Below are 14,201 nucleotides of genomic sequence, written 5' to 3' on the forward strand. Positions count from 1 at the left end.
CCGTGAACACAACGCCGAAGGGCCCGTACGACAGGTCGTCGTACGGGCCCTTGCTCAGCTCACTCGGTGTCAGCCGTTGCGCTTCCAGCGCGGCTTGTCGTCGCGGCGGCCGACGGAGCCGGAGGACGAGCCACGGTGGTCGTCACGACGGCCGTAGGGGCGCTCGTGACCGCTGTGACCGGCGCTGCGGAAGCCCGGGCGGTCGTCGCGGCGGTCGCGGTTGAACGGGCGGTCGCTGCCCCGGTGGCCGGACGGACGGTCGTCGCGGCGGAAGCCACCGCGATCGTCACGGCGCTCGAAGGAACGGCCGCCTCGGTCGTCACGGTCACGGTCGAACGGACGGCGCTCGTCGCGGCGCTCGAAGGAACGGCCGCCTCGGTCGTCACGGCGCTCGTCACGGCGGAAGCCACCACGGTCGTCACGGCGCTCGTCACGACGGTCGTCACGGCGATCGCGGTTGAAGGGACGGTCGGTGCGGTCGCGGTCACGGTCGAAGGGGCGACGGTCGTCACGGCGTTCGAAACCGCGCTCGCGGTTTTCCCGGCGCTCGAAGGGGCGGCCACCACGGTCGTCGCGACGCTCGAAGCCACGGTCGCGATCACGGTCGCGGTTGAACGGGCGCTCGCCGCGGTCCCGGTCCCGGTCGAAGGAGCGCTTCTCGAAGCCGCGCTCCCTGCTGTCCCGGCGCTCGGTCTCCCGCGCCGCCGGGGCCGCCGGCTCAGCCGCCACGACGGTCTCCTCGACCACCGCGGCCTCCGCCGCCTGGGCCTGCGCCTCGGCCACCGCCGTCTCCGGGTCCTCACCGCGCTCGCGGGCGACCCGGGCGACCAGGCGGTCGGCCTCCTCGCGCAGCTCGGCGGCCCTGCGCTGCGCCCGCTCCAGCTGCTTGGTGAGCTGGGCGACCTCGCGGTCGGCCTGCTGCGCCGCGTTGGCCGCGGACTCGGACTGGACCTCGGTCATCGAACGGGCGCCGGTGATCTCGGCGACCTCGGGCTCGAAGGCCGTACCGGAGTTGATGATGTGACGCCCGGCGTCGACGCCCGCGTCCTCCATCAGCCGGAAGATCTGGCGGCGCTGGTGCGGGAGGGAGAGGGAGACGACGGTGCCGGTGCGGCCGGCGCGGGCGGTACGGCCCGCGCGGTGCAGGTAGTCCTTGTGGTCACCGGCCGGGTCCACGTTCAGGACGAGGTCGATGCCGTCGACGTGGATACCGCGGGCGGCGACGTCGGTGGCGACGAGCGCGTTGACGTAGCCGTCCTTGAAGTCGGCCAGCGTCCGGGTCCGGGCGCCCTGGGTCATGCCGCCGTGCAGCGCGTCGGCCTTCACACCGGCGTCGCGCAGCTGCTCCGCGATACGGTCCGCGCCCAGCTGGGTGCGGACGAAGATGATGGTGCGGCCCTTGCGGGAGGCGATCGCGGCGGTGACCGGCGCCTTGTCCTTGGGCTTCACGATCAGGATGTGGTGGGACATGGTCGTGACGTTGCCCTGGGCGCTGTCGACCTCGTGCGAGACCGGGTCGACCAGGTAGCGCTTGACCAGCGTGGAGATCTCGTTCTCCATCGTGGCCGAGAACAGCATGCGCTGGCCGCCGGCCGGGACCTGGTCGAGCAGCTCGGTGACCTCGGGCAGGAAGCCCAGGTCGGACATCTGGTCGGCCTCGTCGAGGACGGCGACCTCGACGTTCTCCAGGGAGCAGGCACCACGGTTGATGATGTCGCGCAGTCGGCCCGGGGTGGCGACGAGGATGTCGACGCCGCGCTCCAGGGCGTAGATCTGGTTGCCCATCGACGTGCCGCCGCAGACGACCTTCATCTTCAGGCCGACGACGTCGCCGTACGGCTGCAGCGCGTCCGCGACCTGCATCGCGAGCTCACGGGTCGGGGTGAGGATGACGGCGCGCGGCTTGTGCTTCTCGGTGCGGCCGCCGGCGAGACGCGCCAGGGTCGGCAGACCGAAGGAGAGGGTCTTGCCGGAGCCGGTGCGGCCCCGCCCGAGGATGTCCTTGCCGACCAGGGCGTCCGGGATGGTCGCGGCCTGGATCGGGAAGGGGGTCGTCACGCCGTTCTGCGCGAGCTTGCGCACGACGCCCTCGGGGAGGCCGAGGTCGGCGAAGGTGGTCTGGGGGGTGGTGTCGGTGGTGTCAGCGGCCTCTTCGGAGACCTGGGTCACCAGCTCGTCGTCCTGGATGTTCTCGGGCACGACGATCTGATCATTACTGGACACGGACATGCGAATGCGAAACCTTCCGGAGTCTCTTCGGCACGCGCCCGTCAACTCCGTGATTCGCTCACGACCGCCTCAATGCGGTCCGCCACGGCAAGGGAGAGTACGCGCCACACGGCGCGCTCTGCGGTGGCGCCGGGCAAATGGGATCAAACGATCTACCACCATACGCACCCAACACCCCGGAAGGCAAACCGAGCGCCAACCACGCAGCTCACAGCAGGCTTGCCCCACCCCAACGACGCTCACGCCAATCCGCCGCCACACAGCTCGCACAGACCGGACGCGCAGCCCTACACACCCTCCAACACCCGACCCACCCATCTTCTTCCACCCCCCGAAAACACCTTCGCCCACTGCCTGGGATTCGCGCCCCGCGGGAGTCGTCCACGGCCCGGCGGTGCTCGGGCAACCGGTCGCCGCTCTACGCCGGTGTGCCCGCCTGCGGGGCCGGCTCGCGCCGGACCAGCTGGGTGCCCGTGTCCTCGTGGGCCGACGAGGACGGCTCGGCCGACGGTGGGTCCGTCGCCGGGGGCGGCGGAGTGGGCGAGTCCGGCGGCGGGGTGGGCGAGGCCGCCGGCGGCGCGGGGGTCGTCGGGGCCCCGGTCGGCCCGGCCGGCACCCCCGGCGCCGCGCTCCTGCCCGGCTTCGCCGGCCCGGCCGGGACCGCGCTCGCCCCCTTGGACGGTTTCGCGGACGCCGACGCCGACTCGCCCGGCTTCGCCTTCTCCCCCCGCCCGCGCTTCCCGTCGGCCACCGCACCGCCGTACCCCGCACCGCCCTCGCCGGACACCCCGGAACCGCCGTCGGCCATGTCACCGCCCCGGTGCCCCGCCGAGTGCGACGGCTTGGCCTTCCCCGCGTCGTCACCCACGTTCACGCAGCCGGCGGCGGCCGCGACCGCCATCACCGTGACGACCAGACGGACGGGCACGTTCAAAGGGCGCACGGCGGCCACCTCCGGGGGCGGAGAAAGGAGTCAACCTGCCCAACTCCCGCCGCCCACAAGAGGACACGCCCCCGGCCGTCGCGGGGGCATGGGTGTGTGGTTCACCATGGAGTGTGCGATTCGACTCCGTTCCCATGCCGGCGAGCGTCGAGGCAAGGCCTCGTGACGGCCGCGGCTACCCGGTGCCCGCGATCACCCCGTGGGAGGACGACACCCCGCAGTTCGCGCTCACCGACTACGAGCGCAGCGCGGAGTGCGCCCGGAACCGGCTCTGTTCCGTCTGCAACACCCTGATGCCCAGGGGCCCGGTGTGGCGGGTGGTCGGCGCCGCCGAGAGTTCCGCGATCCGTGAGGCGCTGGCCGCCGGGCGGCCGTACCGGAACCTGGCACCGACCCTGGAGGCTCCCGGGCACCGCGCGTGCATGCTCTACGCCTCGATGGTCTGCCCGTATCTGGCCCGCCCCAACGCCAGGCGGGGCACGAGCGCGGAAACCCCGGACGACATGACCGCGCATGTCGTCCGGGGTGCCGTGCGAGGGAAGCTGGGTGCCGTGGTGGGGTTCGCCGACTACGAGTTCGCCGTCACCAAGTCCCAGGTCCTGTTCCGTTTTCTGGACGTGGTCGAGTTCCTGCCGCACGACACGGCCGACGAGCACCTGGCGGCGCTGCGGGCCGAACTCGCCCGCACCGACGGCCGGTTGGGCGGCGGCCAACAGGACTAGGCGGTCAGCCGCGGTAGGCGGGCAGCCCCTTGTGCGCGGAGACCTTGACGGGGTTGCCGAACCCGTGGGCGGTCCTGGTGACGGTGTAGGTGCCGCCCGGGGTCCGGAAGGCGATGGTCTTGCCGTTGGGCGACCAGGTGGGCTCGGTGTAGTCGGTGGTGGCGTGCGGGGTGATGTCCTTGACGGCGTTGGTGCCGGCGCGCAGGTCGTCGACGAAGAGGTGGTCGTGCCCGCCGACCGAGCGGACGAAGACGACCTCCTCCGCGTCCGGGGCGAGCGCGGGCTCGGAGCCCTTGGTCAGCGCACCGCCCTGCTGACGCAGGTAGTCGTCCCGGATGTAGACCTGGCCGGTGTGGGTGTTGTCGTAGACGGCCGTGCCGTAGGTCCCGCCGACGTTCGGCCAGGCGTTGTTCGTCTGCGGGAGCGCGCCCGCCTCCGGGTCGTCGCTGTTCAGGCTGATCTTGGCCGGCTTGCCGTGGTTGCTGGTGGCCTTGACGCGCTCCAGCACCGTGCTGCCGTGGATCTTGGCGGCGAAGATGATGTTGTTCTTCGCGGGGATGCCGTTCGTCCGGTCGGCCGCGGCGACCTGCCAGGTCGGGTGGGACCAGGTCTGGTTGCCCGGGTTGGCGGCGACGGTGACACGGTGGCTGCCGTCGGGGTCGGAGACGACGAGGTTGCCGTGGCCGTCGACGAAGGCGGCCTTGCTGCCGCTGGGGTTCCAGGCCAGGTCGCGGACGACGGTACCGAAGTCGATCGACTTGCCGCCGACGAGAACGTGCCGGGTGCCGTCGCTGACGGTCAGCCCCCGGGGCACGCTCACCGCCTTGGCGGCGGGAGCGGCCGTCGCGGCGGCGGACAGGCCGGCCACGGCCAGCAGGGCGGCGACACCGGTGGCTGCGGCTGCTGCGGTGCGACGACGGTAACGTGCGGACATCGGGTTCCCCCAGGGTGGATGGCGCTGCGGCAAGGCAAGTGGTCGGTACTTCGGCGGCCAGCACTTCGGCGGCCAGTACTTCCGTGGTCAGTACTTCCGTGGTCAGTACGGGAGTCTTCCCACGGGGGGTGACAGCGGTGTGCGTGCGCTGTCACAGGCGTGCAATAGGGCCACAGCCGCGTTCGTCCCCGACAATGGCCCTGTGCTGGAGATGACACGCGACAGGTTCGAAGAACTGGTGAGTGAGGCCCTGGACCGGATCCCGCCGGAACTGACGCGGGTCATGGACAACGTGGCCGTGTTCGTGGATGACGAGCCGTCCGCCGACGACCCCGAGCTGCTGGGCCTGTACGAGGGGACGCCGCTCACCGAGCGCGGGGAGTGGTACGCCGGGGTCCTCCCCGACCGCATCACCGTCTACATGGGGCCGACCCTGCGTCACTGCGAGACGCCGGACGACGTGGTCCACGAAGTCGCCGTGACCGTCGTCCACGAGGTCGCGCACCACTTCGGCATCGGGGACGCCCGGCTCCACGAACTGGGCTGGGGGTAGCGCGCCGCGAACCACCGCATACGAGCCCGCAATCCTGGGCATACGGCATCAATGGCCCGCGTCCGTACCCGAGCCCGAGCCCGAAGCCAAGCCCAGAGGAAAGCCCGAAGCCAACCCCGCCTCCCCGTCCTGGAACTCACCTCCGAGGCACACAGGCCGCCCGCCTGGAGCCGCGTCCTCGGTCTGGCCGCCGTCGTGCTCGTCGGCGCCTGGCTCGGACTGCTGATCGTCGGGAACGTCCCCGCCCAGGTCGGCCCGATGGACACGACGATGACGCTGCGCCCGTCCCTCACCGGCGGCACGAAGATCAACGTCTCGCCGCTGGGCGCCCTCTACCTGGACACCCACACGGGTCCCGTCCGCCTCGACGTCAACGTCGACCAGCTCGACCCGGTCCGCTCCCAGGCCCTCGTCGACCATCCCGAGCGCCTCGCCGGACTCCAGGACGAGGTCGCCCACGATGTCGAGCACGGCACCCTCGACCTGGCCGTACGCTCCTGCGTGGCCGTCGTCGCCGGCGCCACCGCCCTGGGCCTCGCGGTCTACCGCCGCCCGCGCCGCGCCCTGACCGCCGGCGGCCTCGCCCTGACCCTGCTCGCCGGCTCCGGCGCGACCGCGTACGCCACCTGGAACCCCGAGTCCGTCCTGGAGCCGAGGTTCTCCGGGCTGCTCTCCTCCGCCCCGGCCCTGGTCGGCAACGCGCGCAGCATCGTCACCGAATTCGACGTCTACCAGAAGGAGCTCGCCCGCCTGGTGACGAACGTGACGAAGCTGTACGACGTCACCTCGACGCTCCCCGCCTACTCCCCGGACCCGGCCACCCTCCGTGTCCTGCACGTCTCCGACATCCATCTGAACCCGGCGAGCTGGAAGATCATCGCCTCGCTGGTGGCGCAGTACAAGGTGAACGTGATCGTCGACTCCGGCGACACCATGGACCACGGCACGGCGGCCGAGAACGGCTTCCTGGACCCCATCGCCGACCTGGGCGTGCCCTACGTCTGGGTCCGGGGCAACCACGACTCGGGCACCACCCAGCGCTACCTCTCCCGCATGAAGAACGTGCACGTCCTGGACGACGGCCGCGCCGAGACGATCGGCGGGCTGCGCTTCGCCGGGATCGGCGACCCCCAGTTCACGCCCGACCGCTCGACCGTCCCCGGCGGCGACGAGGCCGAGGACCGGGCCGGGGACCGCCTCGCCACGGCCCTGCGGGAGCAGCGGGCAGCCGGCACCCCGGTGGACGTCGCGGTCGTCCACGAGCCGTCGGCGGCCCGGATGACGGACGGCGAGGTGCCGCTGGTCCTGGCGGGCCACCTCCACCACGAGCAGACGGAGCTCCTCCCGCACGGCACCCGGCTCCGCGTCGAGGGCTCCACGGGCGGCAGCGGACTCAGGGCCGTCGAGGGCAAGTACCCGGACCCGATCGAGGCCTCGATCCTCTACTTCGACCGGGACAGCCACCGGCTCCAGGCCTGGGACGAGATCAAACTGGGCGGTCTGGGCCAGACGACGGCCGAGGTCAGCCGCCACCTTCCGGCGGACAACCAGCCCGGCGCGACCCCGTCCCCCTCACAGAGCCCGTCACCCTCGGGAGGCACGGCCGGCACCGCCTCGCCCTCGGCGCCGTAAACCGTTTTGGCGATACTCCCCGCCATCCCATATGCTTCTCACGTCCCCGACGCGCTGAGAAGCGCCCAGGCGGGCCGATAGCCCTCATCGTCTAGCGGCCTAGGACGCCGCCCTTTCAAGGCGGTAGCACGGGTTCGAATCCCGTTGGGGGCACGCAAGATCGTGTGCAACACTGTTGCACACACAGCTTGGTCCTGTGGAGCAGTTTGGAGTGCTCGCCACCCTGTCAAGGTGGAGGCCGCGGGTTCAAATCCCGTCAGGACCGCTGAGGTTTCACGTGAAACCTCGTGGCTGGGTAGCTCAGTTGGTACGAGCGATCGCCTGAAAAGCGATAGGTCGCCGGTTCGACCCCGGCCCCAGCCACAACAGACAGCCCCTCCGGGATTCCGGAGGGGCTGTTCTCATTCCGTGCCCCGTCCGCCGTGCTTCTTCCACTCCCGGCGCATCAACTCCAGCTTCTCGTAGAAGTCGGGGTCCTCGGCGATGGTCCCCGAGCTGAAGGGAATGGGCAGCAGGAACGACTTGCCGTCGGTCCGGGTGACCCCGATCTGAGTGATGGACCCGCTGCGCCCACGGCCCGCGAGCGCGTGAATGCTCTCGATGTCCCTCCAGGCCACGCGTCGGCGCCCGGTCATCCCGCGGGTACGCAGGCCCTCCGCGTCGATGCGCGTCCAGCCCGTCGGCATCCCCGCCAGTGGCACGAACAGCACGGTCGGTATCAGCCCGAGCATGAGCCACAGGCCCACGGCGGAGCCGGTCTGGCCATCAGCCAGGTACCTGGCCGCACGCAGGCTCACCGCCCCGGCCCACACCGCCATCCCCACCGCGAACGCCCACATCGCCAAGCGCTGCCTGCGCGTGTACCGAAAGACCGTCTCACTCATATGCGCAGCCTGACAGCGCTCCGCCGGGCGACTCCGTTTTGAGCAAGACCGGAGCGGATCATGGCATCCCTTTGAGGTCGGGCTGCGAGCATGACGGCCGCGTGCCAGCGCTGAGCCGAGCAAGTGCACAGACCCCGCCCCGCCGTAGGACTGTCCCTCGCCGCGATCGTCGTGGCAGGGGTGGTGAGTGGCTGGGGACCGGCGCGGCGGTGGCGGACCCGGGGCCCGGCGGGACGCTGTACGTGAACCATGACTCGACCACCGTGATCACCGACCTGCTGGGCGACTACGACGTCTTCCCCGCCGCGTCCTGAATCTCCTTGGCGGCGCGGCCCGCCCCCGCTAGGTTCTGGCGGGTCAACACGTCACCAGGGTGGGGAAGATGAGCCGGGACCAGGACATACAGCTGGAGAAGGACCGTGCGCGCTACGGCCTCCTCGCCGTCGTCGTCAGCAACCTCGCGATCGCCGCGGTCGCGGTCTTCGGAGTCTGGCGGCTCAACGGCAACGAGTCCGTGATCATCGGCGTCCTGACCGCCGCCTTCACCGCGGTCAGCAGCATGACCACGGCCTACCTGGGGATCAAGGCCGTATCGAACACGGCGAAGTCGATCGCAGCAGCCTCCTCCAGACCCCCCACCGAAACCCCCACCACTCCGGCCCAGCGAACCCCGTGAGGGGTCTCACCCACCGGCGCCGCCAGGGCACCGCCCGCGCCCACCCGTGCCGTCCCAGCGGCACGACTGCCCGCGGCTGACAAGGGGCAACGCGGCCCGCGGCTGGGAGGAAGCGGCGGGCGAAGCGCCCCGTAAGGGGCGCGGGGCGGTGTCGATCTGCGGCTCCGCCGCGTGGGCGTGACCAGCCCCCACCCACCCGCACCCGAACCAAGACGTCAGCCCCCACGCCCCGGCCGAACCGCCGGAGGCAAAAGCGTTCGCCATGAATTTCCCCGAGGTGAGATCCTGGACCGCGTATGTCTACGCACCCCGCCCCCGCCCTCGGCCCCCTCGCCCCTCGCCTGACCGAGCTCTCACTGCGCGACGCGCACCGGCTCGGGCGCAGGCTGGAAGGCGCGCGCAAGATCCGTAAGCCGGAGGCCCGGGCCGCCGTCCTCGCCGAGATCGAGGCCGAGGTGGCCAGGGCCGAGGAACGGATGGCCGGCCGACGCGCCGTCGTGCCCGCCGTGTCGTACCCCGAGCAGCTGCCCGTCAGCCAGAAGAAGGACGAGATCGCGGAGGCGATACGCGATCACCAGGTCGTGATCGTGGCCGGTGAGACCGGCTCCGGCAAGACCACCCAGATCCCCAAGATCTGTCTGGAGCTCGGGCGGGGGGTGCGCGGCATGATCGGGCACACCCAGCCCCGCCGGATCGCCGCCCGGACCGTCGCCGAGCGGGTGGCGGAGGAGCTGCGCACCCCGCTCGGGGAGGCCGTCGGCTGGAAGGTCCGCTTCACCGACCAGGTGAACCCCGACGCCACCTTCGTCAAGCTGATGACGGACGGCATCCTGCTCGCCGAGATCCAGACCGACCGCGAACTGCGCGCCTACGACACGATCATCATCGACGAGGCCCACGAGCGGTCCCTCAACATCGACTTCCTGCTGGGCTATCTGGCGCGGTTGCTGCCGCGCAGGCCCGATCTCAAGGTCGTCATCACCTCCGCGACCATCGACCCCGAGCGGTTCTCCCAGCACTTCGGCGACGCCCCGATCATCGAGGTGAGCGGCCGGACGTACCCGGTCGAGGTGCGTTACCGGCCGCTCCTCGAAGAGGACGCCGAGGACGCCGACCGGGACCAGATCACCGCCATCTGCGACGCGGTGGAGGAGCTCCAGGGCGAGGGGCAGGGCGACATCCTCGTCTTCCTCTCGGGAGAGCGGGAGATCCGGGACACCGCCGACGCGCTCACCAGGAAGAACTACAGGTTCACCGAGGTCCTCCCCCTCTACGCGCGGCTCTCGCACGCCGAGCAGCACCGGGTGTTCCAGCCGCACACGGGTCGCAGGATCGTTCTGGCGACCAACGTCGCCGAGACCTCGCTCACCGTGCCGGGCATCAAGTACGTCATCGACCCCGGCTTCGCCCGTATCTCCCGCTACAGCCACCGCACCAAGGTGCAGCGGCTGCCCATCGAGGCGATCAGTCAGGCCAGCGCGAACCAGCGCAAGGGCCGCTGCGGACGTACGTCCGACGGCATCTGCATCCGGCTGTACAGCGAGGACGACTTCGTCTCCCGGCCGGAGTTCACGGACGCGGAGATCCTCCGTACCAACCTGGCGAGCGTCATCCTGCAGATGACCGCGGCCGATCTCGGGGACATCGAGAAGTTCCCGTTCATCGACCCGCCGGACCACCGCAACATCCGGGACGGTGTGCAGCTGCTCCAGGAGCTGGGCGCGATCGACCCGGCCGAGAGGGATCCGCGCAAGCGGCTCACCGACACCGGCCGCAGGCTCGCCCAGCTGCCCGTCGACCCGCGGCTCGCCCGCATGGTCCTGGAGGCCGACAAGAACGGCTGTGTCCGCGAGGTCATGGTCATCGCCGCCGCGCTCTCCATCCAGGACCCGCGCGAGCGCCCGGCCGAGAAGCAGACCCAGGCCGACCAGCAGCACGCCCGCTTCCGGGACGAGACCAGCGACTTCCTCGCCTTCCTCAACCTGTGGAAGTACGTCAGGGAGCAGCAGAAGGAGCGCGGCTCCAGCTCCTTCCGCCGGATGTGCAAGCAGGAGTACCTCAACTTCCTGCGCATCCGCGAATGGCAGGACATCTACACCCAGCTGCGGACCGTCGCCAAGCAGATGGGCATCCACCTCAACGAGGAGGACGCCCCCGGCGACCGCGTGCACGTCTCCCTCCTCGCCGGCCTGCTCTCGCACATCGGCATGAAGGACGTGAAGGACGGCGCGAAGAACGAGTACCTGGGCGCGCGCAACGCCAAGTTCGCGCTCTTCCCGGGCTCGGCGCTGTTCAAGAAGACCCCGCGGTTCGTCATGTCGGCCGAACTGGTGGAGACCAGCCGCCTCTGGGCCCGGGTCAACGCCAGGATCGAACCGGAGTGGGTCGAGCCGCTCGCCGGGCATCTCCTCAAGCGGACGTACAGCGAACCGCACTGGGAGAAGGACCAGGCGGCCGTGATGGCGTTCGAGAAGGTCACGCTGTACGGCGTACCGATCATCGCCGACCGGAAGGTCAACTACGGCCGGATCGACCCCGAGATCAGCCGCGAGCTTTTCATTCGCAACGCGCTGGTGGAGGGTGACTGGCGCACCCACCACAAGTTCTTCGCCGACAACCGCAAGCTGCTGAGCGAGGTCGAGGAGCTCGAACACCGCGCCCGGCGCCGGGACATCGTCGTCGACGACGACACGCTCTTCGACTTCTACGACCAGCGGGTGCCCGAACACGTCGTCTCCGGCGCCCACTTCGACTCCTGGTGGAAGCGGAAACGGCACGAGCAGCCGGAGTTCCTCGACTTCGAGCGGGAGATGCTGATCCGGGAGTCGGCGGAGGCGGTCACCAAGACCGACTACCCGGATTCCTGGCGGCAGGGACAGCTGAAGTTCCGGGTGACGTACCAGTTCGAGCCGGGGGCGGACGCCGACGGCGTCACCGTCCACATCCCGCTCCAGGTGCTCAACCAGGTCAAGGACGAGGGCTTCGACTGGCAGATCCCGGGCCTGCGGGAAGAGGTGGTCACGGAGCTGATCCGCACCCTCCCCAAGCCGATTCGCCGCAACTACGTGCCCGCGCCGGACTTCGCGAAGCGCTTCCTGGACGCCGCGGTCCCCCTCCAGGAACCCCTCACCACCACCATGGCGCGTGAGCTCAAGCGGATGGTCGGCGTGCCCTTCGAGGCCAAGGACTTCGACTGGGCGAGGGTCCCCGATCACCTGAAGATCACCTTCCGTATCGTCGACGAGCGGCGCCGGAAGCTGGCCGAGGACAAGGACCTGGAGTCGCTGAAGCTCCGGCTGAAGCCGAAGGCGCGCCAGGCCCTCTCCCAGGCCGCCGCGGCCACCGCGGAGCGTCAGGGCGGCGAGTCCCTGGAACGCAAGGGCCTCACCGACTGGACGATCGGCACCCTCACCCGCGTCTTCGAGACCCGCCGGGCGGGCCAGCCGGTCAAGGCCTACCCGGCCCTGGTCGACGACGGCGACACGGTCTTTGTGCGCCTCTTCGACACCGAGGAGGAGCAGACCGAGGCGATGTGGAAGGGCACGCGCCGGCTCATCCTCCGCAACATCCCGGTGAACCCCGCCAAGTTCGCGTCGGAGAAGCTGACGAACGCCCAGAAGCTCGCGCTGTCGGCGAACCCGCACGGCACGATCCAGGCCCTGTTCGACGACTGCGCGATGGCGGCGGCGGACAAGCTGATCGCGGACTTCGGGGGGCCGGTGTGGGACGAGGAGTCGTACCGGAAGCTGTACGACAAGGTGCGCGCGGAGATCGTCGACACGACGGTCCGGACGGTCGGGCAGGTGCAGCAGGTGCTTGCCGCCTGGCAGGCCTGTGAGCGGCGTCTGAAGGGCGTCCGGAGCCCCGCCCTGCTGGCAAACCTGACGGACGTCCGCAAGCAGCTGGACGCCCTTGTGAAGCCGGGCTTCGTGACGTGGGCCGGGATACGACGCCTGCCCGACCTGATGCGCTATCTGGTCGCGGCGGACCGCCGTCTCCAGCAGATGCCGACGAACGTCCAGCGGGACACCACCCGCATGGAGAAGGTCCACGAGATGCAGGACGAGTACGCCTGGCTCCTGGAGCAGCTCCCGAGGGGCCGGCCGGTGCCGCAGCAGGTCCTGGACATCCGCTGGATGCTGGAGGAGCTCCGCGTCAGCTACTTCGCGCATGCGCTGGGCACGGCGTACCCGGTCTCCGACAAGCGGATCGTGAAGGCCATCGACACGGCGGCTCCGTAACCGACCGGGCACGCTGGGTGAGTTCGACCGGCGCCCTCCCCCTCCTGTACAGTCCTTCTCGCAGCACAGCGCAGACAAAGTGCCGCGAAACCTGGTCCTGTGGAGCAGTTTGGAGTGCTCGCCACCCTGTCAAGGTGGAGGCCGCGGGTTCAAATCCCGTCAGGACCGCATACAGCTGAGGCCCGCATCCCGTCGAGGGAAGCGGGCCTTTCGCATATCAACGCCGAGGCGACGCCGGACCGAAGGCCGCGCCCGCGGCGCAGCCGCGATCAACCCAGCAAATCCCGCCAGGACCGCACACGGCTGAGGCCCGCAACCGGTCAAGGGAAGCGGGCCTTTCGCGTACCCGCCCCGCCGCCCCCTCTCCCGCCGCAACGGCGAGCCACCACAACGACGCAGACCGGCGGTGCCGAACCGCCCCGCAGCCGGCGGGTCCGGCACCGCCGGGGACCGCCGCACTGGCTGAGCACCGTCGCGGCGGGAAAGGGTGTGCGGCGAAGGAAGCAGGGCAGGCGCGGACGCACAGGCAGACAGACCATGCGCGGCAGGCAGGCAGCGGCGGGCCACGCAGGAGGCGGGAGCCAGCAGGCGCCACGCAGCAGACGGCACGCGGCAGACGGCACGCGGCACGCGGCACGCGGCACGCGAACAGACGGCACGCGGCAGGCGTCAGACGCCACGTGGCAGACGGCAGGTGGCAGACGCCACGCGGCACGCGACAGACGGCAGGTGGCAGACAGCACGCGGCACGCGGCACGCGGCAGACGGCAGACAGCACGCGGCACGCGGCACGCGGCAGACGGCACGCAGCACGCAGCACGCGACAGACGCCACGCGCCACGCGCCACGCGGCAGACGGCAGACGCCACGCGGGCCGGCCTCGCGGCAGACCGCAGACCGCAGGCCGCAGGCCGCAGGCCGCAGACCGGCCGGGCTCGCGGGGCCGGAAAGGGCGCCGTGAGAGGCACGGGAAGGGGTCGGGGCGGACGTGCGTGGGCGGGGGTGGGGACGGGTCGGTCGTATGCAGTCGCGGGTGGGGGTGTCGGGGCCCTTGACGGGGTCACATTCGGTGGTTACCCAGAAGGGAGGGCTCGGTTTCCTGCGGGAGGTGGCGTATGGCGGCTTCGGTGCGGCACGAGACGCGGGCGTTACTGAGGGCCCACCTGGCGGCCGCCTCGTCGTACCGGCATCTGACCCGGCACTGTCCGGTCTGCCATCGGCTGCTGCGGCTGGCCATGGACGCGGCCCCACACCCCGTGGACGCCCCCGAGGACGCCGTGGAGGACGAAGGTCCCGTGGCGGTGTGACCGACGCCGGCAGGGGCAACCGGGTCAACAGCCGTTGCGGCGGGGCCGGTTCCTCGCGAGGCTCCTCTAGCGCACCCTGC

Annotated in this window: 10 protein-coding genes and 4 tRNA genes; 10 read left to right on the forward strand and 4 right to left on the reverse strand. The window is 70.8% G+C overall.

Features of this window, described 5'->3' with window-relative positions:
- Positions 1 to 69: 69 nt before the first annotated feature.
- Entirely contained in the window at positions 70 to 2,229 is a 2,160-nt protein-coding gene (locus OHB00_RS24395; protein ID WP_406437565.1) for a DEAD/DEAH box helicase, read from the reverse strand.
- Positions 2,230 to 2,647: 418 nt separating this feature from the next.
- Positions 2,648 to 3,172, reverse strand: a complete 525-nt coding sequence (locus OHB00_RS24400) for a hypothetical protein (protein WP_406437567.1) — start codon at positions 3,170 to 3,172, stop codon at positions 2,648 to 2,650.
- A 134-nt stretch (positions 3,173 to 3,306) separates the two neighbouring features.
- Here OHB00_RS24400 and OHB00_RS24405 point away from each other — a divergent pair, with 134 nt between their 5' ends.
- Entirely contained in the window at positions 3,307 to 3,894 is a 588-nt protein-coding gene (locus OHB00_RS24405; protein ID WP_406437569.1) for a hypothetical protein, read from the forward strand.
- A 4-nt stretch (positions 3,895 to 3,898) separates the two neighbouring features.
- Here the strand turns inward: OHB00_RS24405 and OHB00_RS24410 are convergent, their stop codons facing one another.
- The gene (locus OHB00_RS24410; RefSeq protein ID WP_406437571.1) at positions 3,899 to 4,828 is read right to left on the reverse strand and encodes a TolB family protein; all 930 of its coding nucleotides are present in this window, start codon (positions 4,826 to 4,828) and stop codon (positions 3,899 to 3,901) included.
- 202 nt (positions 4,829 to 5,030) lie between these two features.
- On the opposite strand from OHB00_RS24410, the gene OHB00_RS24415 reads away from it, so the two are divergent.
- The 5 genes from OHB00_RS24415 to OHB00_RS24435 all read left to right on the forward strand — a co-directional run bounded on the left by OHB00_RS24415 (position 5,031) and on the right by OHB00_RS24435 (position 7,376).
- Positions 5,031 to 5,381 carry a metallopeptidase family protein gene (locus tag OHB00_RS24415; RefSeq protein ID WP_406437573.1) on the forward strand — a complete coding sequence of 117 codons (351 nt, stop codon included), beginning with the start codon at positions 5,031 to 5,033 and terminating at the stop codon, positions 5,379 to 5,381.
- A 51-nt stretch (positions 5,382 to 5,432) separates the two neighbouring features.
- Positions 5,433 to 7,013, forward strand: a complete 1,581-nt coding sequence (locus OHB00_RS24420) for a metallophosphoesterase (protein ID WP_406437574.1) — start codon at positions 5,433 to 5,435, stop codon at positions 7,011 to 7,013.
- A gap of 80 nt (positions 7,014 to 7,093) precedes the next feature.
- Positions 7,094 to 7,166, forward strand: a tRNA-Glu gene (locus OHB00_RS24425).
- Between the two features lie 37 nt (positions 7,167 to 7,203).
- Positions 7,204 to 7,278, forward strand: a tRNA-Asp gene (locus OHB00_RS24430).
- A gap of 24 nt (positions 7,279 to 7,302) precedes the next feature.
- Positions 7,303 to 7,376: transfer RNA gene (locus OHB00_RS24435), tRNA-Phe, on the forward strand.
- 38 nt (positions 7,377 to 7,414) lie between these two features.
- Here OHB00_RS24435 and OHB00_RS24440 read toward each other — a convergent pair.
- A complete protein-coding gene (locus tag OHB00_RS24440) occupies positions 7,415 to 7,897 on the reverse strand; it encodes a PH domain-containing protein (protein ID WP_406437576.1) in 483 nt (160 codons plus the stop codon).
- A 382-nt stretch (positions 7,898 to 8,279) separates the two neighbouring features.
- On the opposite strand from OHB00_RS24440, the gene OHB00_RS24445 reads away from it, so the two are divergent.
- The 4 genes from OHB00_RS24445 (at position 8,280) to OHB00_RS24460 (ending at position 14,121) form a co-directional block, all read left to right on the forward strand.
- Positions 8,280 to 8,573: a hypothetical protein gene (locus tag OHB00_RS24445; RefSeq protein ID WP_406437577.1), complete on the forward strand. Its 294-nt coding sequence runs from the start codon at positions 8,280 to 8,282 to the stop codon at positions 8,571 to 8,573.
- Positions 8,574 to 8,869: 296 nt separating this feature from the next.
- Positions 8,870 to 12,814 carry an ATP-dependent RNA helicase HrpA gene (gene hrpA, locus OHB00_RS24450; protein ID WP_406437578.1) on the forward strand — a complete coding sequence of 1,315 codons (3,945 nt, stop codon included), beginning with the start codon at positions 8,870 to 8,872 and terminating at the stop codon, positions 12,812 to 12,814.
- A 93-nt stretch (positions 12,815 to 12,907) separates the two neighbouring features.
- Positions 12,908 to 12,982 (forward strand) — tRNA-Asp (locus OHB00_RS24455).
- A 947-nt stretch (positions 12,983 to 13,929) separates the two neighbouring features.
- The gene (locus tag OHB00_RS24460) at positions 13,930 to 14,121 is read left to right on the forward strand and encodes a DUF6274 family protein (protein WP_406437580.1); all 192 of its coding nucleotides are present in this window, start codon (positions 13,930 to 13,932) and stop codon (positions 14,119 to 14,121) included.
- Positions 14,122 to 14,201: the final 80 nt, after the last annotated feature.

The organism is Streptomyces sp. NBC_00631 (assembly GCF_045206895.1).
Lineage (GTDB): Bacteria > Actinomycetota > Actinomycetes > Streptomycetales > Streptomycetaceae > Streptomyces.

Coding starts and splice junctions, on each gene's coding strand:
- OHB00_RS24395 (WP_406437565.1), bottom strand. CDS start 2,229: ATGTCCGTGTCCAGTAATGATCAGATCGTCGTGCCCGAGAACATCCAG.
- OHB00_RS24405 (WP_406437569.1), top strand. CDS start 3,307: ATGCCGGCGAGCGTCGAGGCAAGGCCTCGTGACGGCCGCGGCTACCCG.
- OHB00_RS24410 (WP_406437571.1), bottom strand. CDS start 4,828: ATGTCCGCACGTTACCGTCGTCGCACCGCAGCAGCCGCAGCCACCGGT.
- OHB00_RS24420 (WP_406437574.1), top strand. CDS start 5,433: ATGGCCCGCGTCCGTACCCGAGCCCGAGCCCGAAGCCAAGCCCAGAGG.
- OHB00_RS24440 (WP_406437576.1), bottom strand. CDS start 7,897: ATGAGTGAGACGGTCTTTCGGTACACGCGCAGGCAGCGCTTGGCGATG.
- OHB00_RS24445 (WP_406437577.1), top strand. CDS start 8,280: ATGAGCCGGGACCAGGACATACAGCTGGAGAAGGACCGTGCGCGCTAC.
- hrpA (WP_406437578.1), top strand. CDS start 8,870: ATGTCTACGCACCCCGCCCCCGCCCTCGGCCCCCTCGCCCCTCGCCTG.
- OHB00_RS24460 (WP_406437580.1), top strand. CDS start 13,930: ATGGCGGCTTCGGTGCGGCACGAGACGCGGGCGTTACTGAGGGCCCAC.